The organism is Streptococcus oralis, from assembly GCF_002386345.1.
Lineage (GTDB): Bacteria > Bacillota > Bacilli > Lactobacillales > Streptococcaceae > Streptococcus > Streptococcus oralis_S.
Genome location: NZ_CP023507.1, coordinates 394,558 through 417,090, shown reverse-complemented (window position 1 = coordinate 417,090; position 22,533 = coordinate 394,558). Strand labels below are relative to the sequence as shown.

28 protein-coding genes are annotated in these 22,533 nt (G+C 39.2%); 1 reads left to right on the top strand and 27 read right to left on the bottom strand.

All coding sequences use genetic code 11. The features are described from left to right. Positions 1–8: 8 nt before the first annotated feature. The 27 genes from ftsA to pbp2b form a co-directional block, all read right to left on the bottom strand. Positions 9–1,379, bottom strand: coding sequence for a cell division protein FtsA (gene ftsA / locus CO686_RS02215; protein WP_070535008.1), 1,371 nt, complete (start codon positions 1,377–1,379; stop codon positions 9–11). Between the two features lie 236 nt (positions 1,380–1,615). Continuing rightward, on the bottom strand, positions 1,616–2,320 hold the full coding sequence (locus CO686_RS02210; RefSeq protein ID WP_096753446.1) for a YwaF family protein: 705 nt from the start codon (positions 2,318–2,320) through the stop codon (positions 1,616–1,618). Between the two features lie 198 nt (positions 2,321–2,518). Then, positions 2,519–3,130, bottom strand: coding sequence for an NUDIX hydrolase N-terminal domain-containing protein (locus CO686_RS02205; protein WP_049478463.1), 612 nt, complete (start codon positions 3,128–3,130; stop codon positions 2,519–2,521). After that, positions 3,117–4,490, bottom strand: coding sequence for a UDP-N-acetylmuramoyl-tripeptide--D-alanyl-D-alanine ligase (locus tag CO686_RS02200; protein WP_096753445.1), 1,374 nt, complete (start codon positions 4,488–4,490; stop codon positions 3,117–3,119). The genes CO686_RS02205 and CO686_RS02200 overlap by 14 nt, the downstream gene beginning before the upstream one ends. A gap of 84 nt (positions 4,491–4,574) precedes the next feature. After that, on the bottom strand, positions 4,575–5,618 hold the full coding sequence (locus tag CO686_RS02195) for a D-alanine--D-alanine ligase (RefSeq protein ID WP_096753444.1): 1,044 nt from the start codon (positions 5,616–5,618) through the stop codon (positions 4,575–4,577). A gap of 104 nt (positions 5,619–5,722) precedes the next feature. Further along, on the bottom strand, positions 5,723–5,860 hold the full coding sequence (locus CO686_RS10320; protein WP_172837204.1) for a hypothetical protein: 138 nt from the start codon (positions 5,858–5,860) through the stop codon (positions 5,723–5,725). Between the two features lie 55 nt (positions 5,861–5,915). Next, complete coding sequence (locus CO686_RS02190) at positions 5,916–6,548, bottom strand: hypothetical protein (protein ID WP_096753443.1); 633 nt, start codon at positions 6,546–6,548, stop codon at positions 5,916–5,918. Between the two features lie 181 nt (positions 6,549–6,729). Beyond that, entirely contained in the window at positions 6,730–7,218 is a 489-nt protein-coding gene (locus tag CO686_RS02185; RefSeq protein ID WP_049549967.1) for a hypothetical protein, read from the bottom strand. A 26-nt stretch (positions 7,219–7,244) separates the two neighbouring features. Further along, positions 7,245–7,442 (bottom strand): polymorphic toxin type 44 domain-containing protein, encoded by a 198-nt coding sequence (locus tag CO686_RS02180; RefSeq protein ID WP_044020414.1) that lies wholly within the window; start codon positions 7,440–7,442, stop codon positions 7,245–7,247. A gap of 541 nt (positions 7,443–7,983) precedes the next feature. Continuing rightward, positions 7,984–8,490: a hypothetical protein gene (locus CO686_RS02175; RefSeq protein WP_049500298.1), complete on the bottom strand. Its 507-nt coding sequence runs from the start codon at positions 8,488–8,490 to the stop codon at positions 7,984–7,986. A gap of 143 nt (positions 8,491–8,633) precedes the next feature. Next, positions 8,634–9,164: a hypothetical protein gene (locus CO686_RS02170; protein WP_000957423.1), complete on the bottom strand. Its 531-nt coding sequence runs from the start codon at positions 9,162–9,164 to the stop codon at positions 8,634–8,636. Between the two features lie 49 nt (positions 9,165–9,213). After that, positions 9,214–9,810 carry a hypothetical protein gene (locus CO686_RS02165; protein ID WP_049500788.1) on the bottom strand — a complete coding sequence of 199 codons (597 nt, stop codon included), beginning with the start codon at positions 9,808–9,810 and terminating at the stop codon, positions 9,214–9,216. Positions 9,811–9,905: 95 nt separating this feature from the next. Then, positions 9,906–10,532 (bottom strand): TipC family immunity protein, encoded by a 627-nt coding sequence (locus CO686_RS02160; RefSeq protein ID WP_084881682.1) that lies wholly within the window; start codon positions 10,530–10,532, stop codon positions 9,906–9,908. 179 nt (positions 10,533–10,711) lie between these two features. Then, the gene (locus CO686_RS02155) at positions 10,712–11,245 is read right to left on the bottom strand and encodes a thiol-disulfide isomerase (protein WP_084937157.1); all 534 of its coding nucleotides are present in this window, start codon (positions 11,243–11,245) and stop codon (positions 10,712–10,714) included. Positions 11,246–11,296: 51 nt separating this feature from the next. Next, the gene (locus tag CO686_RS02150; protein WP_070534994.1) at positions 11,297–11,926 is read right to left on the bottom strand and encodes a hypothetical protein; all 630 of its coding nucleotides are present in this window, start codon (positions 11,924–11,926) and stop codon (positions 11,297–11,299) included. Then, positions 11,923–12,549 carry a hypothetical protein gene (locus tag CO686_RS02145; protein ID WP_084881680.1) on the bottom strand — a complete coding sequence of 209 codons (627 nt, stop codon included), beginning with the start codon at positions 12,547–12,549 and terminating at the stop codon, positions 11,923–11,925. The genes CO686_RS02150 and CO686_RS02145 overlap by 4 nt, the downstream gene beginning before the upstream one ends. After that, positions 12,546–13,160 (bottom strand): hypothetical protein, encoded by a 615-nt coding sequence (locus CO686_RS02140; RefSeq protein ID WP_084881679.1) that lies wholly within the window; start codon positions 13,158–13,160, stop codon positions 12,546–12,548. The genes CO686_RS02145 and CO686_RS02140 overlap by 4 nt, the downstream gene beginning before the upstream one ends. Further along, the gene (locus CO686_RS02135) at positions 13,157–13,789 is read right to left on the bottom strand and encodes a hypothetical protein (RefSeq protein WP_070534986.1); all 633 of its coding nucleotides are present in this window, start codon (positions 13,787–13,789) and stop codon (positions 13,157–13,159) included. The genes CO686_RS02140 and CO686_RS02135 overlap by 4 nt, the downstream gene beginning before the upstream one ends. After that, the gene (locus tag CO686_RS02130; RefSeq protein ID WP_096753442.1) at positions 13,786–14,394 is read right to left on the bottom strand and encodes a hypothetical protein; all 609 of its coding nucleotides are present in this window, start codon (positions 14,392–14,394) and stop codon (positions 13,786–13,788) included. The genes CO686_RS02135 and CO686_RS02130 overlap by 4 nt, the downstream gene beginning before the upstream one ends. After that, a complete protein-coding gene (locus CO686_RS02125; protein ID WP_084881678.1) occupies positions 14,391–15,005 on the bottom strand; it encodes a hypothetical protein in 615 nt (204 codons plus the stop codon). Before CO686_RS02125 ends, CO686_RS02130 begins: the two co-directional genes overlap by 4 nt. Continuing rightward, on the bottom strand, positions 15,002–15,631 hold the full coding sequence (locus CO686_RS02120; protein WP_049550287.1) for a hypothetical protein: 630 nt from the start codon (positions 15,629–15,631) through the stop codon (positions 15,002–15,004). The genes CO686_RS02125 and CO686_RS02120 overlap by 4 nt, the downstream gene beginning before the upstream one ends. Then, complete coding sequence (locus CO686_RS02115) at positions 15,628–16,236, bottom strand: hypothetical protein (protein WP_049550288.1); 609 nt, start codon at positions 16,234–16,236, stop codon at positions 15,628–15,630. The genes CO686_RS02120 and CO686_RS02115 overlap by 4 nt, the downstream gene beginning before the upstream one ends. Before the next feature lie 10 nt (positions 16,237–16,246). Continuing rightward, positions 16,247–17,821, bottom strand: a complete 1,575-nt coding sequence (locus CO686_RS02110) for an LXG domain-containing protein (RefSeq protein ID WP_096753441.1) — start codon at positions 17,819–17,821, stop codon at positions 16,247–16,249. Then, the gene (locus tag CO686_RS02105; RefSeq protein ID WP_227232078.1) at positions 17,812–18,183 is read right to left on the bottom strand and encodes a hypothetical protein; all 372 of its coding nucleotides are present in this window, start codon (positions 18,181–18,183) and stop codon (positions 17,812–17,814) included. Before CO686_RS02105 ends, CO686_RS02110 begins: the two co-directional genes overlap by 10 nt. Beyond that, positions 18,171–18,446 carry a TIGR04197 family type VII secretion effector gene (locus CO686_RS02100; RefSeq protein ID WP_000509001.1) on the bottom strand — a complete coding sequence of 92 codons (276 nt, stop codon included), beginning with the start codon at positions 18,444–18,446 and terminating at the stop codon, positions 18,171–18,173. Before CO686_RS02100 ends, CO686_RS02105 begins: the two co-directional genes overlap by 13 nt. 302 nt (positions 18,447–18,748) lie before the next feature. Beyond that, positions 18,749–19,345 (bottom strand): recombination mediator RecR, encoded by a 597-nt coding sequence (recR, locus tag CO686_RS02095; RefSeq protein WP_000966754.1) that lies wholly within the window; start codon positions 19,343–19,345, stop codon positions 18,749–18,751. Positions 19,346–19,355: 10 nt separating this feature from the next. Beyond that, the gene (gene pbp2b / locus CO686_RS02090; protein ID WP_096753440.1) at positions 19,356–21,398 is read right to left on the bottom strand and encodes a penicillin-binding protein PBP2B; all 2,043 of its coding nucleotides are present in this window, start codon (positions 21,396–21,398) and stop codon (positions 19,356–19,358) included. Positions 21,399–21,653: 255 nt separating this feature from the next. Here pbp2b and CO686_RS02085 point away from each other — a divergent pair, with 255 nt between their 5' ends. Further along, positions 21,654–22,505, top strand: coding sequence for a MurR/RpiR family transcriptional regulator (locus tag CO686_RS02085; protein ID WP_070838291.1), 852 nt, complete (start codon positions 21,654–21,656; stop codon positions 22,503–22,505). The last annotated feature ends 28 nt before the right edge of the window (positions 22,506–22,533 follow it).

Here is a 22,533-nt window from a genome sequence, read left to right as displayed (position 1 = left end):
ATCCTCTTTTATTCATCAAACATGCTTCCGATCAAACCACGGAAACGTTCTGTTAGCTTCGGTTTACTTTGAGAACTTGCTTGGAATTCTTCCTTGGGAGCAACTGGAGTTTCCTGCACAGTTTCAGCTGGAGCTGCTTGTGCTGGACTTGGTTGCGCTACTGGATTCAAACGTTGATTTGGAATGCCAAAGTTGATTGGTTTTTGACGAAGGAATTCATCTCCTTTAACTGCTTTTTGGGCAAGAAGATTGACTTCAGTCAATTTACCAGCAAACTCAGACAAGCTAATCACATGCGCAAATGCAGGGTTGCGAATTCCAACTTGATTTGGTACATAGAGTTTTACGCGAACACCAAATACTTCTTGGGCTAATTCAACAATTCCTGGCAAAATTGCATTTCCACCGATAAGGACGATACCTCCAGGTAAATCTAACAAGTGTCTTCTTTCCAACTCTTGTTTGATTTGGTCAAAGATATGTTTGATGCGTGCTGAGATAATTTCTGCCAAGTAGCTTTCTGTCACTTCAACAGGTTCTACTTCACCAATTACTTCAACTTGGAAAGTTTCGTTACTTGCAAGTGGAACGTAGGCTTCACCATAGTTCAGTTTCAAACTTTCTGCAATTTTTTGAGATGTTTTCAAGACTTTAGAAATGTCTTTAGTAACGTAATCTCCACCTTCTTGGTAGATGTTAGTGAACTGCAATTCTTGGTTGCGGATAGTCGCTACAGTAGTCTGACCTCCACCCATGTCAATGACAGTCGCACCAAATTCACGTTCACCTTCATTGAGAACGGAGTTCACTATTGCCAAAGGTGAAATAATCACATTATCAACATGAATGCCTACACGCTCAACTGTCTTGCGAAGATTGTGTAGAATCGTACGAGGACCTGTGTAAAGCAGACCACGCATTTCCAAGCGGACACCCATCATACCACGAGGGTCACGGATGCCTTGGAATCCATCCACGATGAATTCTTCTGGAATAAAGGTAATCACTTCACGGTCAGGAGTCATGCTCTTTGTCAAAGCTGATTTGACAACATTTTCAACATCTTGATCTGTGATTTCTTTGGTATCTGAAGTTACAGGAATCATTCCTTGTGTTGGTTCAACCTGCAAGAGGTTTGCTGGAAGGCCAACGTTAACAGACTTAATAGAAATACCCGCTTTCTCTTCTGCCTGTGTGATTGCAGATTTAATTGCTGAAGCAGCTGCTTCAATATCAACAATAATTCCGTCTTTGACACCTTTACTTTTGGCATTGCTAACACCAATTACATTTACTTCGCCATCTCTATGCTCAGCTACTAGCACTTTAATCGAGCTAGTTCCGATATCTAAGCCTGTAAAAAAACCATCTCTAGTCATTACATCGCATCCTCTCTGTCTTCCAAGTTTCTCACTTCTATTTAATAACTATGTTTGGGCATAGCTATTCAAAGAATATTATAACACAAAAAATCCAATCGTGCTTAGTTTTTGATAAAAATCCTGCATGTTTTTTGAGAAAATTCTAGAAAAATTCTTCTTCTAAGAGATTTTTTGAAGTTAACGTTCACAATTTCCTTTTTGCTTCTTAAAAACCAAAAAAAGAGAAGATCATTTTAGATCTTCTCTTGAATAAATTCTTCCGATTTTTGTTGTAAAAAATTTTCTACTAATTTCCCTGTTAAGCGAATTGCTATCACGATAACCGTCGAAACAAGGAGATAATTTAAGGGCTGGCCGAAGCTTCCAACAAGTGGTGGTTTGTTTAAAAATCCATAATCTCCACCTACAACTAAGTTGACAACCCATATCAAGCCATTTAAGGCGAAGGTAATCACCACCACATTCTTCAAATCGAGAAGGGAAGGTTGATAGTTTCTAAACAAGTATAGAAGCGCATTTCCTAAAAGTGCAACATGTCCGATAATGAAGGACAAAATGGTCACGTGTGGAAATGGGTAGGGATCAAAGAGAGGGTAAGCCAGTGCTGCTGTTGCTCCAAAAGTTCCTAAAAGAGCAAAGTACTGTTTGTACTTGGATGTTCCTGGAATCAAGAGCATCACAAACATGGCGATACGGCAATGATAGAAGGGTAAACTTTCTGACAGAGGCATGAGATTCCCCCAATACCAGCTATACAGAACAATCAGTTGAACAGACTGAAGAATCTGAATAAAACGCTGGTAAGCAACTTTCTCGCGAAAACGATAAGAAGCATAGAAAGTAAGAGCCAGTAAACATAACAAACCAATGTACCAGTGAAGTTCAAACTGGGGCGGTTCTGATATCTGTGTGGTAAATAATTTATCCCACAAATTCATATTCTATTCCTCGTTCATCTAGCTAGAGGCAGTAAAAAAAATTCACTCCCCCCAGCTTTTAAATTTTTTGAAAAAACTTGATTCTATGCCATGCATAGAATACTTGAGTCTTAAATTCGCAACCTATTATATCATTTGTATTGCAGAAATGCACCTTGTAGATACCCTTTTTTGATTTGTCAACTTCTCTAGCATAAACTAATCAACATATTGGTCTCTTTGTCCTTTATAAACTTGCCAAAGAATCTCCATTTGCTCCTTGGTGATGCGTTTTTCAGATAAAACTGGCAATTGGTCAATGGCAAAAAATTGAAGCTCAGCAATTTCTTGATTCTCTTGAAATTGTCCATCAAGAAGTTGGCATTCAAAGACAAACTTTGCATATTGTTTGCTCTGTAGTTGGAAACGATTGGTATCAAAAACTGCAAGTAACCTTTCAGCTTTTGCTGTAAAACCGGTTTCTTCTTCAATTTCTTTGAGAATATTTTCGGTTGGAGAGTAGCCGACTTCACCAAAACCACCTGGCAAAGCCCAACTATCCTCTCCTTTTCCTCTAACTAAACAGACTTTTTCATCCTCAACAATCCAAGCACGGACGTCCATCAGAGGAGTTGCATAAGCGGAAGTTGGTTTCAAGACTTCTGCAACTTCTTCTGCATCGAGGTCTGATACCTGATTCAACATTTCAGATAACAGGATTCGCAAGTCCTCGTAGCGCTCACGGTCAAACGGATCTTTTGTAAAGGTTAATCCAGTATCCGTAATGGCTAGCATTCTTTGCAGATACTTGGTAAAATCACTTGCATTCATTTTCTAAACTTTCTACCAGCTTGGCTAGATTCATGGAGTTCGATCCTTTGAGCAAAATTTGGTCATTGGCTCCAAGGCTTTCCTTAACCTGCTTGACTAGGTTTTCAAATTGGTCCTCGTCAGCTGTTTTCTTGAAGTAGAAAACGTGACCGATTGGGAACATTTGACTAGCAAGTTGGCTTAATTCGGCAATGTCTTCTCCATAGAAAATAACGGTATCCAGCACATCTGGCGATAGGCTTAAAATCATCTGGTTATGGAGTTGGACTGACTGGTCGCCGAGTTCCTTCATGTCTGCCAAGACAGCGATTTTCTTGCCTCCTTCGTTGGCTGGGATGGCAGAGAATGTCTCCAAAATCAACTTCATAGCAGTTGGATTGGCATTGTATACGTCAGACAGAATATCTGCTCCATTGGCTGCTTTCTTCCACTCAGTACGATTGCGGGTCAATTCTAGGTTCTGGAAGGCCTGATGAATTTGCTCCTCTGGCACTCCTTCTTGTAGAGCCACATAAGCAGCAATCATAGCATTGGTGGCATTGTACTTACCTGTCACTGGCAAATCGAGGGCTTGTTCCAAAAAATTAGCCTTAAAGGTCAGACTATCCTTGCGCTCAATCAAGTCCGTGATTTCTAACTCAGCTCCTGGCCCAAAACGGACCACTTTTTTATCTGTAGGCAAGTAGTCCTCTACAATCGGGTCAGCTGGTGCCAAAAGCAAAGAACCTGGTGCCATACCATCAGCAATTTGCATCTTCCCTTTAGCAATCTCCGAACGGTCTTTGAAAAAGGCCAAATGGGCTTCTCCAACCAAGGTTACAATGGCTGTCTTAGGATGAGCCAATTCAGACAAGAGGTGGATATCCCCCAAGTGATCCTGCCCCATCTCCAAGACCAACTTTTCTGTCTCCTCAGGCATATGGAGAACCGTATAGGGAAGACCAATCTCGTTATTGTAATTGCCTTGTGTCTTGTAGGTTTTGTAGGTTGTTGACAGTAAATGCGCCAACATATCCTTGGTCGTTGTCTTACCATTTGAACCTGTAACTGCAAAGACATCAACAGCTGTCTTTTCAAGATAGTAGGCAGCTAGGGATTGAAAGGCAGTCAAAACGTCATCTACTAGAATGTAGGGATGATTTGCAACCTCTTTCTCAGACAAGGTTACTACTGCACCATTTTCAAAAGCTGTTTCGATAAAGTCGTGACCGTCACGCGCACCTTTAAGTGGCACAAACAAATCTCCCGTCCCAATCAAACGACTGTCAAACTCAGCCTTTTCTAGCTGGATGTCCTCAAAGATGCTGACATCATTTTTAGCTCCAACAGCTTGGGCAACTTCGTGGATCGTTAATTTCATTTCTACTCCTTTAAAAAGGGTTGAAGTCCGAGAACTCTAGTCACCATGCAGTGATAGTTCTGGCTTCTACCCTCTCTTTCATTTTTATAGCAAATGCGCTTCACGCTTGTCAAAACTTTGCTTAGCAAGGTCAACCAAATGCTCGATTAGTTCTGGGTAGCTGATTCCCATATTGTCCCAAAGTAGTGGGTACATAGACCACTGGGTAAAACCTGGCATGGTATTGAGCTCGTTTAGGAAAATCTCGCCCTTATCTGTATAGAAGAAATCACAACGAGACAAACCGAGGCCACCGATTGCACGGAAGGCAGTTTCTGCATTTCGACGCATGATAGCTACCACATCATCACTAATCTTGGCTGGGATGTCCATGGTAATCTTGTTATCGATATATTTGGCATCATAGTCATAAAAGGCAACATCCTTGACCACTTCACCAGGAAGCGTGCTCTTGACATCGTAGTTGCCCAAGAGACCAACCTCGATTTCACGAGCATTCACCCCTTGCTCTACTAAGACACGGCTGTCATATTGAAAGGCAAGCTCCAAAGCTTGGCGTAGTTCCTCATGGTTTTCAGACTTAGAAATACCGACACTTGAACCCATGTTTGACGGCTTCGTGAAGACTGGATAAGTCAATTTTTCTTCAACTTCAGCGATTTTAGCAGTCACATCATCACCTTCGACGATGGCCACATAAGGTACTTGGGCAATCCCGGCAGACTCCAAGACACGCTTAGTCGTAATTTTATCCATGGCAAGGCTGGATGACAAGATGTTACAACCAACGTAAGGCATTTTCAAAACTTCCAAGAATCCTTGAACAGAGCCATCTTCTCCCATCGGACCATGAAGAACCGGAAAGACCACTGCGCCTTCTTCGTAGATGGAACTTGGCGCTATTTTCTTATCCCAATCAATAGTTTCATTGGTCATGAGACAGTCTTCTTGACCTGGAGTCTGGCTAAATTCTTGTGTTTTGATAAAGTCACCTGACTGGCTGATGAAGAAAGTCTTGACTGTGAAACGGTCGTAGTTGACCGCACGCATAACACTTTCAGCTGAAAGGACAGAGACTTCACGCTCTGCACTACGCCCACCATATAAAAGAATAATCGTTTGTTTCATATTGCTTGTCCTAATTCTAATAGAATACTCGTTCTTTAGTATATCATATTTGCTTCTTTTTTTAAACTTGTATATAAAAAAGCCCTCATTTGAGAGCTGAAACTTTACCGATCCACCACTTGAGCTTCAAAGTAAGCTGGTTTGTCGTCTACATTGGTGATGGTGATCGTGTAGGACTTGTTATTGGTTACATAAAAAACATTCTCCCCTTGGTAGCTGACAACAATCCCATTCTTTACCAAATGAATACCTTTTTAATTGTTTGGAAGCTCTTTATCATCATACCTTTTTGGAGCTCTATCTATTCTGCAAAATTTCGTTCTCTTTCCTTTTTCTACGCTGACCCGACCACCTGATAAACTGCAACAATACTATCATACGAAGAATCAAATAGACCAAACGAAGGATTTTCATCTTTCCAAGAGCTGATAAGAAGTTTTTCCTTGCATTCCCCACTTCTTGAACTAACTGTTCAACCGTCTTACCTGTTTCCTCTTCAATAGCAACTGCATTCTTTGAAATCAAATAATATTTTTGTTCTAATCTGCTGATATAGGCTTTGGAAATTGGCTCGTCTAAGAAAAAATATACTCTATCAGCATATTCATCCTGAGACAGCGTATAGTAAACTTCAGCTTCACTCTCCCATTTTTTAGGAAAACTAGTTATTCTAATATTTCCATAGTCTAAATGCATCATTCCATCTAAAACGTCATTAGTCCATTCTTCCGCATAATGGTATAATTTCACTTTCTTATCTACTATTGGCCAAACCATAACATACCGACTATGCATGAATTCCTTAGTTAATGCCGAGTTACTTGCCAAACTGGTCGCACCAATCTCATATACTGACCAAATAAAAACTACGAGCATTAAGACAGCTTGAGTTGGTTTGTTTTTATAATAGTTTTTCATTTTATTTAACATTTTGCTCTCCAACTGCGAGATTAGGTTTATCTAAATCTTTTTTTGACATTTTGACTAGTATTCACCACTAGATACTCTCTTGCATATTCGAAAGAAACAAGCTGATTGTTACTTTCAAAGCAAATAAGTCTCCTTTACCAAACAATTGCAACTACTGAGGCCTAGTTTATGGTTCCTAAATCTACCGATCCACCACTTGAGCTTCAAAGTGTGCCGGTTTGTCGTCTACATTGGTGATGGTAATCGTGTAGGACTTGTTATTGGTTACATTAAATACTTTTTCCCCTTTGTAACTGACAACAATTCCATCCCGTACTAAATTAATGTCCTTTTGATTGTTTGGAAGCTCTTCATCATCATTTTCTGAATGATTTCTTCTAAAAAGTTTTTGTTCTTCAACACCATAAAAAATATCGCTATCCATCTCAAACCAAACTTTTTTACCTGATAATTTAAGCTTATTAGTGTCATTTTTTTTCAAGATTAATTCTAAGTAGTATTCTACATCATGTGTCCGAGGATTTACTGTAAAGTTAGCCGACTCTCCTGGTTGCAGAGTATACTTACCAAGATTTTGTGCCCATAGATTAAAGAAAAAAATGGCCGCCAAAACTACAACAAGTGTTAAACTACAACCTAAATTCCAATTTGATTTTCTCTTCAAGTTCATTTGTAACTCTCCTTATAGTCATTAATTCAGTCTTGAATCATCTTAGCATCTCCTGGATTATCTCCATAATTTCCATTAATAATGTTCTCTAAATATTTCAAAGGATTCTTATCTGACCATCCCTGAGCCACTCCTGCCCCAACTTTCAAATATGCATCACTCGATTCTAAGTAACCTTTACCAACATAGCCAAAGAGATAATTTCCCAAATAATCAGACTTCATCCCTTGTTTCCACTTTCGTCCCCAGAGTGAGAACGGATATTCTTCTCTGTATGTTCGGTTTTTTAAGTCTAGCGGTTTATTAGAATTAACCAAATCTATAAATGTTCCATTGTCTCCAATCTCATTTCCTATAGCAATCGAATTATCGACTCTTCCATTATCACCAGGGCTTTTCCATTTTCCAACTTATCTAAGATTTCTGGTATTCTTTATGCAAATCCTTAGCTTTCTTAGAAGAATCATATTTTGCACTCTCAATCTTCACATCCTTCATCTTCTGCACCCAGCTCATGTCCACACCGTCCGCATAGTAGTTGCCATCACAATTGACGAGGTATGGGGAATTTACACAAATAGATTCCTAGTAATCACTAAAAAAGGAAACTCTGGAAATGAATAGTCCTCACGAAGTATAGAACTAAAAGAAAAAAGGGGAGTGTAAAATTGGTAACTTAAGTTTTACAAAGAAAAGAAGACAAGAATAAAGCTATCAAAGTGAAAAAATAATCATTTTTTCTTCATTTTACTTTTCTAGTTTCCTCTATTCACCTGTCACCTGCGCTTCAAATCTAATGTCTCTGTCTGAAATATTCGTTATTTTTATTTGTTTTGCGTTTGGAATCTCAAATTCCCAAGATTCTTTAGATTGAAGAACTACACCTTTTTCTGATAAATATATACTATTATTTGTATCGTTTTCTTTTATTTTTGTTGGGATATTACTTGACGATGAGTAGATTTCGCTAATTTCTTGCTTCAAAACATCATAGTTAGTCCCTAAAAGGTTTCCTTCTCCCTTCTGCCACCATGAGGTTTTCCCAGATAATTCTAATTTCCCACCAGAAATCTTAGATAGATATAATTTTGGAGTAAATTCCTTTTGTTTTGAGGTCGGAACTTTTAAAACTATGGAATCCCCTGGTTTCAAGGTATAACTCGCATTTTTGAAATACAAAAAAATATAATAGGAAAACACAATCGCTACAATAGCAACTATTCCAGAACATCCTAGATTCCATTTATTAAATTGTTTTCTTTTATTTTTCACGCGTACTTCTCCCCATTCTTCGTCAGAAACTCAGATTGAGACATATCACTAATCTGCTCCAAGATCCTCTCTCCAAATATCCTTGTCGGTCACATCAACCCAATTTTTGGGGCTAAAGCGACTAGAGTAGATGGAGGTCCAGTTTACCGATCCACCACTTGAGCTTCAAAGTGTGCCGGTTTGTCGTCTACATTGGTGATGGTGATCGTGTAGGGAGTTTCTTCCGTCACCCCAAATACTTCCTTTATCTCCCCTTGAACCACTATACCATCACTTTCTAAATAGATACTTTTACTCTTATCATTTGGTAAGTCTTTACGCTCGGTTTTGTCTTTTAAAAAAATTAGCTCCGTTATTGTTTGCTTTTCAACATTATAGACTATATTACTGTCTTTCATTCCCCAACCTTTTCGACCGGACAATTTTAACTTCGCATCATCTAATTTTTTAAAATGTAGTTCCGAATTATACTCTAGCTGATCTGTATTGGGATAAACTCTCAATTGAACACTTTGACCAGGTTGCAGAGTGTAATTACCAGCATTTAAAACCACACAAATAAAAACTGCCGCAAACGAACCATACAACAATCCGATGATCATTCTTGAGAGACTGCTTTTAAAGTGCCGTAAAAGTAGAAATAAAGACACAATAAATAACACGGGTGTTAGCATTTTAGTTTTCCTCTCTCATCACTATTAAAATCCAGAAGAACTGTGGCCTTCAATCCCTCCTTAAAAGAGAGTATATTTTCCAACCCAAAAGAAAGCAGACCAAAGCTATCGAATAGTAGAAAATTTTCTGAAGCAAATGATTTAAAACTATCTTTCTCATCTGATTCACAACTGTATATAACTGATTCATCGCATTGTCCGAGCGTTGTTCCCAAACGGTCACTGAAGAACCTGTGTTACTTTCAATCACAGCTTGATTTTCACTTGCTAATTTCAAATATCTCCCAGCATGATACAACCGCTTTTCCCCATTTAACCAACTAATTTCAACACTCTTGTCTCCTTGTAATCGATTATTGTAACTGATGGATACCGCTTGATTCTCAGAAGAAATCTTACTTTCAATTTGATTATAGTCATCCACCACATAGATAAGGCCGATGTTCTTTCCATTTTCTTTTGAGGGCACTAGATGAATATGCTTATCAAGAGCATGCCAATCCTGATCATTTTTATCTTGAATCAATTTAACCATACTACTATTCACATCCATCTTAGAAAATGAAATATATTGGTAGATCGGCTTAATGATGAACAATACCATATAAAAAAGGAAAAATAGGATAGACTTACTTTTATTTCTCATTTACTGCTCCAAAGTAACTTTTTTTACAAAATATTCTTAAGAACTCTGTCATGGTAAGCTGCCTTTATAAAACTATTACCTCGTCGTTCCGTTTGTTATTCTGTTCTCCATATATCCTTAACTGTCACTTCTCCCCAATTATCTGGGCTAAAACGACTAGCATATATGGAAGTCCAGTCTTTAAGGACTTTGTGACGGAGTATTTCATCTGCTTCTTTGCGAATCTCATCGACAGTCTTTCCATGATCCGCTAGAAAGGCTTCTACTTGAGACTGCTGAAAATATCCTGTACTCTCATCATCATAGTACCACATAAACCGTTCTAATTGCTGATTGTTTACATCGTACTGGTAATCTACATTTATGGTTGTCTCTGTATCTGGCAGTCTCAAACGCATCTCTATCCCAACTTTCGTCATCTCCTGAAATCTAAAATAAAAATAATAACCTAGAGAATGAATAGTGTTTGGTAAATTTACACTTTTATAATCAATAGAATGTTTATATAAATCTTGAGATCCATTATCGATAATTTTTAACCCTTTTAACTTATAAAAAGCTCGTCCTTTCCAGAGAAATGTATAATTGTGATAATCACTTTCTTCGTAGTATATTTCATCAAAAATATTGTGAACTCTCTGATATTTATAGTACTGAAAACCAGAGAAAGATAATAATAGAACCATTAACAACGAAAAAATTACAAATTTTCTCTTCTTCATCTAATCACCTCATCTCTGTCAACTCTTGATTACCTGCTTCAATATTTCGAATGAAATTATAAGTACTTGGGTAATTTTTTTGTAGCTCATCTACGGTATCTTTTTCTAGTAAAGTCCCTCAACACACCCCGTTGTTCATACAGCATTGCGGTGAGCAAGAAGTTACTTTCTCTAACAATCTAACCATACAAGGTTTGATACATCTTTTTCATAAAAGACTCAAGCTCTTTTTGAACAATCTTTAATAGGCGCTCTTCTTCGGATTGAGAGATAGAAACAATCTCTCTTTTCCCGTTACCATTTTGCTGAGAATAGCTAGAATCAATTAAATTTAGATTTTTATCTAAAATAAAAGCTACATGCGTTTGTTTTTCATTAACCTGTGTGATGAAAAATAACTGAAAATCCTTAGCATCCTTTTTGGGAGGACTAACTTTCAAATGTAACTCTCCTTCTATTTCTAATGGATAAATAACTCCATCCAATCGAATAGCTCCGTCAGGAGGAATAGTATAACCTGCCTTGCGGATGTCAGACGCATATTTTTCTGATGACGTCAAGCGATGAAGAACCTCAATTCTTTCATTTTTCTCAAAGGCTTCTTTTAAAGCACTAGATTGTTGGAAATGATTGTAAGTAAAATATAAAGGAATCGCTAATAGGAACAAGGACAATACAATCAACCATTTAAACTGTTTTACTTTGTCTAACATTCGCCTTTCCTCTATCAACACTCTCTTTCAAATAGGTGGGATTATAAATTCTCACTCACCTTCCTCATCGTCATAAACTCGTTCGCCATGGATTTTGATGTATTCTTCATTCCTGCGGTCATCTTCTTCCCAGACTGGGTCTCTCACATCGTCCATAAACGGAATTTCTTCCAAACTCAGCTCATTAGCTTCTTTATAACTCATCGAAAGGATATCCTCATGCCGATTTTTAAATTCCTCCACACTTAACCAGCTCTCTTTATCATCTTCGCTAATCTGACCATCAATAGCAGTCGCAATTTCAATGGCCATAATATACATAGCTCGTTTATCAACAGTGAGAAGGTCAAGGTGGGTAGAAGCTAAACGTAGACAGTCTCCTTTTTCTCGATAGTCTGTTGCTGGATTGTCTTCAAAATCTAATTCAAGATTTTCATATACATGACTCCCAAATTTATTGATAATCCCTTCTTTCAACTGAACATTATTCCATCTGTTATCATGCATCCACTTATTCAATTTCAAGTGAATAGTTGGGTCTGTTTTAAATGGGCGAGTATTCCCAAAATAAGAAATATCTACTGTCTTCCCATCTTTAGTATCAAACCACATTCTCTTCGCTAGTTCTAAGTAATCAAATGGAATTTCTTTGGTATAATCGCCTTTGATGTATAGTCTCACTCGTCGTCCTCATCGTCATAAACACGTTCGCCATGGATTTTGATATATTCTTCACGAAGGCGCTCTTCTTCATCCCACAAAGGTTCCTCTACAGGTTTCAAACTTTTCAGTTCCTCCACGCTGATATCGGTTGCTTGATCGTAACTTAGTGATAAGACATCCTTGTGCAACTCCTTAAAAGTCTCTACATCCATCCAGGTTTGCTTATCATCCTCGCTAATTTTTCCATCAATTGCACCAGCCACCTCGATTGCCATGATATACATAGCACGTTTATCAACCGTTAAAATATCCGTATGTGTTGTAGCAATCCTAAGGTTTACTCCACGTTCTCTCCCATCAGTAATAAAATCATTTTCAAATTCCAATTGAATGTTTTCATCAGAAAACGAATTCCAAGGATTGCTCTTGTCGTATGGTATATGATTCCATCGTTTATCCTTAAATCGCCATTTATCAAATTGAACTCCAAAAAAGAAATCATCCTGTAACATAGCATCATCACCAACATTGGAGAAACTTATTTTCTTGCCATTCCGTTCTTTAAACCACATCTTCCAAACTAGTTCTATAGTAGTAAATGTTATTTTTTTAGCATAATCACCTTTGATGTAAATTCTCACTCGTCGTCCTCATCGTCATAAACACGTTCGCCATGGATTTGGATGTACTCCTCACGCTTCCTATCCAATTCTTCCCAGATGGGATCGTCAATAGCTTTCAAAACCTTTATCTCTTCTAAACTAATATCGACTGCTTCGTCGTAGGTCATATTCAGTAGGTCTTTATGTTTCGTTTTGAATTCTTCAACACTCAGCCAAGTTTCTTTGTCGTCTTCGCTGATTTGACCGTCAATGACAGATGCTACCTCAATCGCCATGATATAGAGCGCTCGCTTGTCAACCGTTAGAATATCCTTATGAGTCGTGATGATTCGAAGATAGTCTCCTTTTTCTCGCCCATCACTTTCATAAGAATCTTCAAAATTTAAATTTAAATTTTCACGCTTAAAAGTCGCCCAAGAGTCTTTTCCTATTCTAAAATCAGCCATTCCCCAACGCTCATCATTTGAAGAAAATTTATCTAGAGTTAAACTCAAATAAAAATTATCATCAAATGCATAAGAAAAACCAACTTTCACTCCCTTACGTTCTTTGAACCACATTTTCCAAGGATATTCCATACAGTTTTGGTATATACTAGTTTCGTAGTTGCCTTTAAGATATAGTTTCACTCGTCGTCCTCATCGTCATAAACACGTTCGCCATGGATTCGGATATACTCCTCGCGCTTCCTATCCAATTCTTCCCAGATGGGATCGTCAATAGCATCAATCGTTTGAATTTCTTCCAAACTCATCTCATTTGCTTCATCAAAGGTTAAAGATAAGATATCTTGGTACTTTTCCTTGAATTCCTCGATTGTCAGCCATGTGTTCTTATCATCTTCACTGATTTGTCCATTAAATATTGTGGCAATCTCAATAGCCATGATATATAACGCTCTTTTATCAAGAGTGAGCAGTTCAAGATGGGTAGAGGCCAAACGTAAACAGTCTCCATTTTCTCGAAAATCTGTTACATAAGCATTCTCAAATTCCAAATTTAGATCTTCATCAATTTGTGAATAAAAACGGTATTTTATTCCTTCTTGTATCGGAACATGCAACCAACGTTCATCACAATCCTGCTTATCTAGTTTTAGATGAATGGCTATATCATTCCTATCTCTGATTTGAAGAAAACCAGAATAGGAGAGTGGGATGCCTTCTCCTTGATAACTTTCAAACCACATCCTCTTCGCTAGTTCTAAATAATCAAATGGAATTTCTTTGGTGTAATCACCTTTAATATATAGTCTCATAAATCTGAGATATCGCCTCCATGTGCTAGTATGTATTCTTTTCGACGATTAGCTTCTTCCTCCCAAAGAGGGTCGTCTACAACATCCATCGTTTGAATTTCTGTCAAACTTAGTTCATTTGCTTCTTCAAAAGTCAGAGATAGAATAGCCTCGTGCTTTTTCCTAAACTCCTCGACTGTTAGCCATGTCTTCTTATTATCCTCGCTAATTTGCCCGTCAATCACCTTTGCAATCTCAAGCGCCATAATATACATAGCCCGTTTATCAACTGTCAAAATTTCTAGATGGGTGGTTAAAATACGGAGATAGTCACCCTTTTCATTATAATCTGTAGCAAATGCATCTTCAAAATTAATTTCAATACATTCTTTAATATGTGAAAAGAGACTTCTTACCCCTTCCTTTAGGGGGATACTAGACCATCTCTTATCAGCAGTGCTTTTCCTCAAGGATAAATTTGAGAAAAAATCTTCTTGTAATGCATCATTGTTCCCAGCATTTGAGTAAGAAATTTGCTCATCTTCTGGAAACCACATTTTGCCAGCTAGTTCCAAATAACCATAAGGTACTCTTTTTGTATAATCGCCTTTTAAGTATAATTTCATTCTTCCTCGTCGTCATAAACTGGCTCGCCATGGATTTTGATATATTCTTCCCACCCTCTGTGTAATTCATCCCAAAGGGGTTCATCAATCGCCTCCATAACCTCTAGTTCTTCCAAACTAATATCGACTGCTTCGTCGTAGGTCAAATTCAGTAGGTCTTTATGTTTCGTTTTGAATTCTTCAATACTCAACCATGTTTCTTTGTCGTCTTCGCTGATTTGACCGTCAATGGCAGATGCCACCTCAATCGCCATGATATAGAGCGCTCGCTTGTCAACCGTTAGAATATCTAGATGAGTGGAAATAATTCGCAAATAATCACCTTTCTCACGTCCATCGCTTTCATAAGAATTTTCTAGATCCAATGTCAAGTTTTCATATTCAAATGTCTTCCAAGGGTTTATATTTGTATTAAAATTTGCACTCTCCCAACGTTCGTCATTATATTTAAATTTATCCAACCGTAAATTCAAATGTAAATCTTCATCCCAAGCATAGGAAAAATCAAGTGGAATTCCTTTTCGCTCTTTGAACCACATTTTTTGAGCTATTTCTTTAAACTCTTCATAAAAATCAGTCTTGGTGTAATCACCTATGATATAAAGTCTCACTCGTCGTCCTCATCGTCATAAATACGTTCGCCATGGATTTTGATATACTCTTCCCGAAGTCGCTCTTCTTCTTCCCATAAAGGATCTCTTACTGGCACCATTGTCTTTAATTCTTCCAAACTAATTTCAACCGCTTCATCATAAGTCAGTGAAAGAACAGCCTTATGATATTCCTTAAATTCTTCTACACTTAGCCAACTTTGCTTGCCGTCTTCGCTAATCTGACCATCAATGGCAGATGCTACTTCAGTTGCCATAATGTATAAAGCACGTTTGTCTACAGTTAAAACATCTGTATGAGATGTGGCGATACGTAGATAATCCCCACGTTCTCTCCACTCTGTAATGAAAGTTTTTTCAAATTCCAATGTTATACTCTCATATTCCAAAGACAACCAAGGATTGCTCGGAATTATAAAAGAAGCTTTATCCCATCTTTCATCAACAGAAGCCCATTTGTGTAACCGAACACCAAAGTATAAATCATCCTGTAGCATGGCATCATCACCAACATTGGAGAAACTTATTTTCTTGCCTTTCCGTTCCTTAAACCACATCTTCCAAACAAGCTCTCTAGTTGTGAAGTCTATTTTTTTCGTATAATCACCTTTGATATAAAGTCTCATAAATCTGAGATATCGCCTCCATGTGCTAGTATATACTCTTTTCGACGAGTGGCTTCTTCCTCCCAAAGAGGGTCGTCTACCACATCCATCGTTTGAATTTCAGTCAAACTTAGTTCATTTGCTTCTTCAAAAGTTAGAGATAGAATATCCTCATGTTTTCTTTTAAACTCCTCGATTGTCAACCAGCTAGCCTTATTATCCTCGCTAATTTGCCCATCAATCACCTTTGCAATTTCAAGCGCCATAATGTACATGGCTCGTTTATCAACTGTTAAAACTTCTAGATGGGTGGTTAAAATACGGAGATAGTCTCCTTTTTCATTGTAGTCTGTAGCGAATGCATCTTCAAACTCTAGGTCAATACATTCGTCAAGATGTGAAAAGAGTCTTCGTACCCCTTCCTTTAAGGGGACACTAGACCATCTCTTATCGGCAGTGCCTTTCCTCAAGGATAAATTTGAGAAAAAATCTTCTTGTAAATCATCATTGTTCCCAGCATTTGAGTAAGAAACTTGCTCATCTTCTGGAAACCACATTTTGCCAGCTAGTTCTAAATAACCATAAGGTACTCTTTTTGTATAATCACCTTTTAAATATAATTTCATTGTTCACTCCTTATTGCGTCAAGTATTTAAAAGCTTTCCACATATTTTTGATAATTTCCTCTTTTGCACCTTGACCAAGTCCTTTTAGTTCAGAACGTTTGTTTACCCAGTCTACAATATCCTGCCTACTTGAAATCCTTGAAACCTCGATATCTATGTCAAGGTCATAACCCGATTTCCCACTCCCCGATTGAACTTGGATTTTCCCACTATCTGGCTCCGCATCAACTCGAATATTATCGACTTTTTTACCTTTAACTCGTCCAGAGACCTTTTTCCCAAAAGACTTACTCGTTGGTTTATTGGCCTGCCAGCTGTCATAGTTACTAGAATAATTAACCTGAATTTCACCATTTAGTAAGGCTGTCTTTGTGATAGCTGATAAGCTGGACACTGCTCCACTAGCTATCAGTACATTCCCATATTGTACCCCTGTTACGGATGCTGCCGTACCAGCTACGATACTTGTCCCTGCTGTTGGTGGACCAGCCATGATACTCAAGACTTCAAGGGCGCCACTCGCAAAGTAAACTCCCAATCCAGAGAAAATTTGAGCTACTCCACTCCAAAATTCGACTGAATTTGCTTCAAAGTTTTGGGCTTTTAGTTCATCAAACTTTTTGTTAACCAAATGAGTATAGTCAGCATCGTATTTCCCATTTTTTAAAACGACATAGCCTTGCTCCAAGGGATGAATGTCAATGATATTCCCTGTTTCATCAATCTTAAGAGTGTGATTGTAGTCGTCGATTATTTTATCCCATTCGGACTTGTCGTGACCTTTTAAGCGCTTCTTTAATTCGGCACGATAGTGGGCATCGCCATCATCCGATAGCATCATATCCCTAGAAGCTTTATTGATGGCACGAGTTTCCGAGTCTTGAAAATCTCTTTTGGCATGCGAAACAATCTTCACATCCTTCATCTTCTGCACCCAGCTCATGTCCACACCGTTCGCATAGTAGTTCCCATCGCTATCGACAATGATTTTACTTAGTTGCGTAGCTCCTTGAATCGCTAAGCTAAGGACTTCTAGACTATCACTGAAATACTGGGAAACCTCTGAGACAAAAAATTCTAGTTTTTCAATCTTGTCATCCAAATCCTGAATACCTGACTCGATTTGAGACTTAGTATTGTAGAGGATGGTCTTCTCAGAGAAAGCTTTCCCCCAATTCAGTGTAAAGAGGTCTTTGATTTGATTTAGCCAGTTCTCCCTCGCTTGAATCTGAGCTTCTACGATAGCTAACTGCTCTTCCCTCAATTTTTTCAGTTCCTTGAGCTGGTCCAGGTCCAAATCTCCATATCCTGAGACCTGAGCATCCGCATTTTTGTAGGAGGTCAACTCTAGTTGGATATCATCTATCGCTGCTTGTAACTTCTTGATGCTGGGGATGATAATCTCTGTAAAGAGACCCTTCCCAGCTGTGTAGGCCGCTCCTGTCAGCTCACCTGAGTCTAAAGAGGAAATCAGGTGGTCACATCCACTAGATAAGCGGTCCGTGACTTCATTTGCGACTTGGAGATTGTTAGTCATGGCCTGAATCAATTCTTGGGATTCTTGTGCGCTGTATTTTACTCCCATGGTAGCCGATTCCTTTCTGATATCAGTTCTTCTCTAGCTTCATCGAAAGACCGACGAGCCTTCTTCGTTTGTTTTCCCAATTCATCCAGTTCCTCTTCTACATAAGAGTTGATCTGTCGTTGAATGGTTCTATTATCACTTTCGATTTGCTCTATCACCTGACGAGAACTGGGCGAGAGAGCCAATAGAGTCGCCATACGATGGTGGATGCTCTGGATTTCTGAGTGAAAGTGAGTTAGCTGCTGTTCATATTGTCTTTTTAGAGTCTGGAGATTTTCTTCCTTATCGTCAATCTTGACAATTTCTCGCCAAAGTTTGTAGCGTTTTTCTTCGTTCTTATCAGCCATTTTTAATGTTCCCATCTCTTAGCCAGCTCTACGTCGCGTTTTTCAATCTTATGAGCAATTTCTGGAAACTTATTTGCTTGGGTCAAAACAGCTGAACTAAAATCACTGACCGCCTGAAGCATTTGATTGCAGGCCTGACGTCCAGCTTCCATCCCAGCGATTTCAGAAGTATACGAAAATTCTACTTGCTGATTTTGCTTCTTGCTCGTGTCATACCCGACCAATTCATTAATAGCTGCCTCTGCTGCTATCGTGCTAGATTTTATCTTTCCACCCATACTTCAAACTCCCTTTATTCATTGTATATTGACCATATCATAACACAAAAATAGTACGATTTCAAAACAAACCCTAAGGGCAAGTGACCTCATCTCCTTAGAGTAAACTCTATAGCTCAGTGAATGAGTTTGACAAAGACGCCACTAGTCATTTTGGAGATCCCTTTTCTAATGCCTTATAGTTTGAGTAGTCTTATTAGCAAGGCTTGTTCACCTCTCGTGAGAAACAGAAAAAGACAAGCCCTAGAAAAATTTCTAGGGCTCGTCTTATGTATCAAAATGAGCTACGTTTTAACTGACTCCTACAACTCTGTCCGATTTTCAATGGCTCGTAAGAGTGTGACTTCGTCCGCATACTCGATATCTGCTCCCACGGCTAGTCCTCGTGCTAGACGAGTGACCTTGATACCAGCTGGCTTGAGCAAACGAGAGAGATACATAGATGTCGCTTCCCCATCTGCCGTCGCATTGGTTGCCACAATCACCTCTGAAACCTCACTATCCATGAGACGGGTCATGAGACTCTTGAGGTTGATATCGTCTGGGCTGATACCATTCATCGGAGAAATGAGGCCGTGCAAGACATGATAGAGTCCATGGTATTCTTGGATGTTTTCCATAGCAGCCACATCGCGACTATCCTCTAACACCAAGATGGTTGTCTGGTCTCGAGTCGGATCCGTACAGATAGAGCAAGGATCATCATCTGTCAAACGACCACAGATGGAACAATAGGTTAATTCCCGTTTAGCAGACAGGAGATTTTTGGCAAATTCATTGACATCGTCATCAGACATTCCAATGGTATAGAAGGCGAGGCGGGTAGCCGTTTTGATCCCGATACCTGGTAACTTTGAATAGCTATCAATCAGCTTGGCAATAGGTGTTGGATACAGCATAAGTTCCTTTCTAATTCATTGGATGGTGTTGGTGATAAAGATTGATAATGTCGCGTGCAATCGAAGGTCCGACACCGTTTGTAAGGTTGGTGTTATGAGGAAAGACGACTGCGACCGCGATTTGAGGATTTTCGGTTGGTGCATAGGCGACTGCGTTGGTATTATTGGCTTTTTGACCGCCATTAACGTAACTTTCGGCAGTACCCGTTTTCCCGCTGATGGAAACGGCTGCGCCATTTGAAAAGGCACGACCAGTTGTCAGAGCACTCGTTCCATGCGAAACTTGATAGAAACCTTGCTGCAAGATAGCCATATCTGATTCTGAGATATTGACCTTGTTTAGTTCCTTAGTGGCTGTTTCTTGAACCAGACTGCCTAAGCCACCTTGGTCATTGTTTCCATAAACCCCTTCAACGATGTGAGGAGCTAAACGTACGCCATTGTTTGCAATGGTTGCGACATACTGGGCTAACTGCATCGGTGTGTAGTTGTCAAACTGACCAAAGGAATTATTGATATAGTTCCCCAAATCAAATTCTTTCGGCGTAAATCCTGTGGATTCATCTGGAAGGTCAATCCCTGTTGAAGCTCCGAGTCCGTATTCCCCAAAGGTTGATCTCAATTTGCCCATTGCAGTCTCTAACTGTCCCGTTGCGGCCACCATGTTTGGTGTGTAGGTCTGTCCCATGATTCCTAGAGCAGTTTGAACCATATAGGTATTAGAAGAGTATTCTAGAGCCTCAACTGCTGTGATAGGGAAAGAGCCATAGGACAAGGTGTACCATGAATTGATAGGGGCCGAACCTTGGAAAACAATCGGTTGGTCTGTCAAGGTTTGATTACCTGACAAGACTCCATTTTCCCAACCAGAGCTGATGGTCGCTGCCTTAACGACAGATCCTGGCACAAAGACGTTGGTTATCGTTCCAAGCGAATCTGAACTTAATTGACCGGATTCGACATCATGCTTGACACCTGACATGGCCAAAACTGCACCGGTTTTAGGATTGAGGGCTACGGCGTAAACCCCTTCAGAATATTTGGCTCCACCGTTACCCAACTCTGAGTTGAAGTAGCTCTTGAGTAGGTCGTCCACACCATTCTGGAAAGCTAGGTCAACCGTTAACTTGATATTGTTTCCTTTACTTCCTTCTTCGACATTTTCCACACTTTCCATATTTCCGTGTTTGTCGAGGTGGATTTCTTTGACGGAGCGTTTGCCTTGAAGAACATCTTCATATTGCTTTTCAAGATAGGAAGTTCCCACTCGGTCATTGAGAGAATAGCCTTTTTTGAGATAAGCATCAACTTCCTCAGCCGGAAGTCCTGACTTCTCATTTGAAACGCTACCGACGATCGTCGATAAAGATGTATCCAGTACTTTACGATCCCATGAGGTTGAAATGCTGATACCTGGTAATTCCTTGGACGCTGATGCAACGAGAGCAACTTGGGTATCATCTAAGGCATCCGTAGAAATGGTTCCCGTTGCAAAATTTTCAACAGCATTGAGCTGACTAAAGAGATAGATTTCCTTTTTCTGGTCATCTGTATAATTAAGTTGACTCACGTCAATGCTTTCAACCGCATTATTGTAAAGTGTCGCTTCTGATAAACGATTCCCATCTGAATCCAGGCGTTTATCGCTTGGCAAGGATTCGACTGTTTTTTTGTAAATATCCTGGTCCGCCAAGTAGTAGTCTGCAATCTGTCGATCTGTCAGATCAGGGGAGGTTACATTTACATATGTGAGAAGTTTCTTGGCTGTCTCCTTCAATTCAGCTGCCGTCATTTTATTGTTTCGTGTGAAAGAAACAACCTGCTTGACAGTATTTTCTACCAAGGGTTTGCCTGTTGCATCATAGATCTGTCCACGAGCTGAACTGGTTGTTACCCTTGTTTGGCTGGCTGAGGCCAATTTTGTTTCATAAAAATCTTTATTGAGCACCTGCATGTATAACAAACGACCAATAATGGCCATAAAGAGCAGGATGACAATCGCAAATAATAAATTAAGCCGAATCGGAATCGAATGGCTATTAAATTTTCTCATACAACTAAGACTCTTTTCTAGAAAAATTCCCGATTTCCACCTTTATTTCCCCTAAAATAATAGAGCAAACAGGTGAAGCTCAGTACATTTCATTGTACCATATTTTACGGAGAAACTCTTGGAAAAGTCGAAGCATTTTTTGACTTTTAACTGAAAATGCCTTTTTATTTGGTTATCCTATTTTCTATGATATAATGATAGTAATAGTTAGGAAAGCGTTAACTTTTAAGACTTTGACTCATAAAAAGGAGCCTCATGAACAAGCCAGATATCGCAACCATAATCGACCTCCATTTTGAAGAATTAACCGAGCTCGAGCAAGAAATCGCTCGCTATTTTTTGCAAGCTGAAACGATCCAAGATGATCTCTCTTCTCAGCAAGTTACCCAGAAATTACATATCTCCCAAGCAGCCTTGACCCGCTTTGCCAAAAAGTGTGGTTTTACAGGCTACCGAGAGTTCGTCTTTCAATACCAGCATCAGGCTAGTAAACCGGACACTCATTCGCACAAACACAGTCCTTTGACCAAACGTGTTTTGCGAAGCTACAGTATCATGCGAGAACAAACTCAGGATTTGATTGACGAAGAACAACTGGAACGCGTCGCCCAATTAATCGATGACGCTGAACGAGTTTACTTCTTTGGGACAGGAAGTTCTGGTCTGATTGCCCGTGAGATGAAACTGCGCTTTATGCGATTAGGTGTTGTCTGTGAAGCTTTGACCGATCAGGATGGCTTTGCTTGGACGACTAGTATCATGGATGAAAACTGTCTGGTACTTGGTTTTTCCCTATCAGGCACTACCCAATCCGTCCTCGATAGTTTGTTGGATGCCGAGGAAATGGGTGCCAAGACCATTCTCTTTACCAGCGCTCCAAACAAAAACAGTCAGGCCTATACCGAAACAGTCCTTGTCGCAAGTCATAGTCAATCTTCTTACATCCAGCGTATTTCCGCTCAACTCCCTATGCTCATTTTAATAGATTTGATTTATGCCTACTTTTTAGAAATCAATCGCGAGAGCAAAGAAAAAATCTTTAACAGCTATTGGGAAAATAAAAAACTCAATGGCTATCGTAGACAAAAACGTGTTAGAAAATCCTAGTTTGGTTCAACCAAACTAGGATTGTTTT

What these genes read in the sequence shown, in the direction of transcription:
- pbp2b (WP_096753440.1), bottom strand. Translation starts at nt 21,398, where the DNA reads ATGAGAAAATTTAATAGCCATTCGATTCCGATTCGGCTTAATTTATTA.
- CO686_RS02085 (WP_070838291.1), top strand. Translation starts at nt 21,654, where the DNA reads ATGAACAAGCCAGATATCGCAACCATAATCGACCTCCATTTTGAAGAA.
- CO686_RS02160 (WP_084881682.1), bottom strand. Translation starts at nt 10,532, where the DNA reads ATGAAGAAGAGAAAATTTGTAATTTTTTCGTTGTTAATGGTTCTATTA.
- ftsA (WP_070535008.1), bottom strand. Translation starts at nt 1,379, where the DNA reads ATGACTAGAGATGGTTTTTTTACAGGCTTAGATATCGGAACTAGCTCG.
- CO686_RS02110 (WP_096753441.1), bottom strand. Translation starts at nt 17,821, where the DNA reads ATGGGAGTAAAATACAGCGCACAAGAATCCCAAGAATTGATTCAGGCC.
- CO686_RS02190 (WP_096753443.1), bottom strand. Translation starts at nt 6,548, where the DNA reads ATGTTAAATAAAATGAAAAACTATTATAAAAACAAACCAACTCAAGCT.
- CO686_RS02155 (WP_084937157.1), bottom strand. Translation starts at nt 11,245, where the DNA reads ATGTTAGACAAAGTAAAACAGTTTAAATGGTTGATTGTATTGTCCTTG.
- CO686_RS02135 (WP_070534986.1), bottom strand. Translation starts at nt 13,789, where the DNA reads ATGAGACTATATATTAAAGGTGATTACACCAAAGAAATTCCATTTGAT.
- CO686_RS02100 (WP_000509001.1), bottom strand. Translation starts at nt 18,446, where the DNA reads ATGGGTGGAAAGATAAAATCTAGCACGATAGCAGCAGAGGCAGCTATT.
- CO686_RS02180 (WP_044020414.1), bottom strand. Translation starts at nt 7,442, where the DNA reads ATGAAGTCTGATTATTTGGGAAATTATCTCTTTGGCTATGTTGGTAAA.
- CO686_RS02170 (WP_000957423.1), bottom strand. Translation starts at nt 9,164, where the DNA reads ATGCTAACACCCGTGTTATTTATTGTGTCTTTATTTCTACTTTTACGG.
- CO686_RS02165 (WP_049500788.1), bottom strand. Translation starts at nt 9,810, where the DNA reads ATGAGAAATAAAAGTAAGTCTATCCTATTTTTCCTTTTTTATATGGTA.
- CO686_RS02200 (WP_096753445.1), bottom strand. Translation starts at nt 4,490, where the DNA reads ATGAAATTAACGATCCACGAAGTTGCCCAAGCTGTTGGAGCTAAAAAT.
- CO686_RS02120 (WP_049550287.1), bottom strand. Translation starts at nt 15,631, where the DNA reads ATGAGACTTTATATCAAAGGTGATTATACGAAAAAAATAGACTTCACA.
- CO686_RS02210 (WP_096753446.1), bottom strand. Translation starts at nt 2,320, where the DNA reads ATGAATTTGTGGGATAAATTATTTACCACACAGATATCAGAACCGCCC.
- CO686_RS02115 (WP_049550288.1), bottom strand. Translation starts at nt 16,236, where the DNA reads ATGAAATTATATTTAAAAGGTGATTATACAAAAAGAGTACCTTATGGT.
- recR (WP_000966754.1), bottom strand. Translation starts at nt 19,345, where the DNA reads ATGCTGTATCCAACACCTATTGCCAAGCTGATTGATAGCTATTCAAAG.
- CO686_RS02185 (WP_049549967.1), bottom strand. Translation starts at nt 7,218, where the DNA reads ATGAACTTGAAGAGAAAATCAAATTGGAATTTAGGTTGTAGTTTAACA.
- CO686_RS02195 (WP_096753444.1), bottom strand. Translation starts at nt 5,618, where the DNA reads ATGAAACAAACGATTATTCTTTTATATGGTGGGCGTAGTGCAGAGCGT.
- CO686_RS02130 (WP_096753442.1), bottom strand. Translation starts at nt 14,394, where the DNA reads ATGAAATTATACTTAAAAGGCGATTATACAAAAAGAGTACCTTATGGT.
- CO686_RS02105 (WP_227232078.1), bottom strand. Translation starts at nt 18,183, where the DNA reads ATGGGAACATTAAAAATGGCTGATAAGAACGAAGAAAAACGCTACAAA.
- CO686_RS02205 (WP_049478463.1), bottom strand. Translation starts at nt 3,130, where the DNA reads ATGAATGCAAGTGATTTTACCAAGTATCTGCAAAGAATGCTAGCCATT.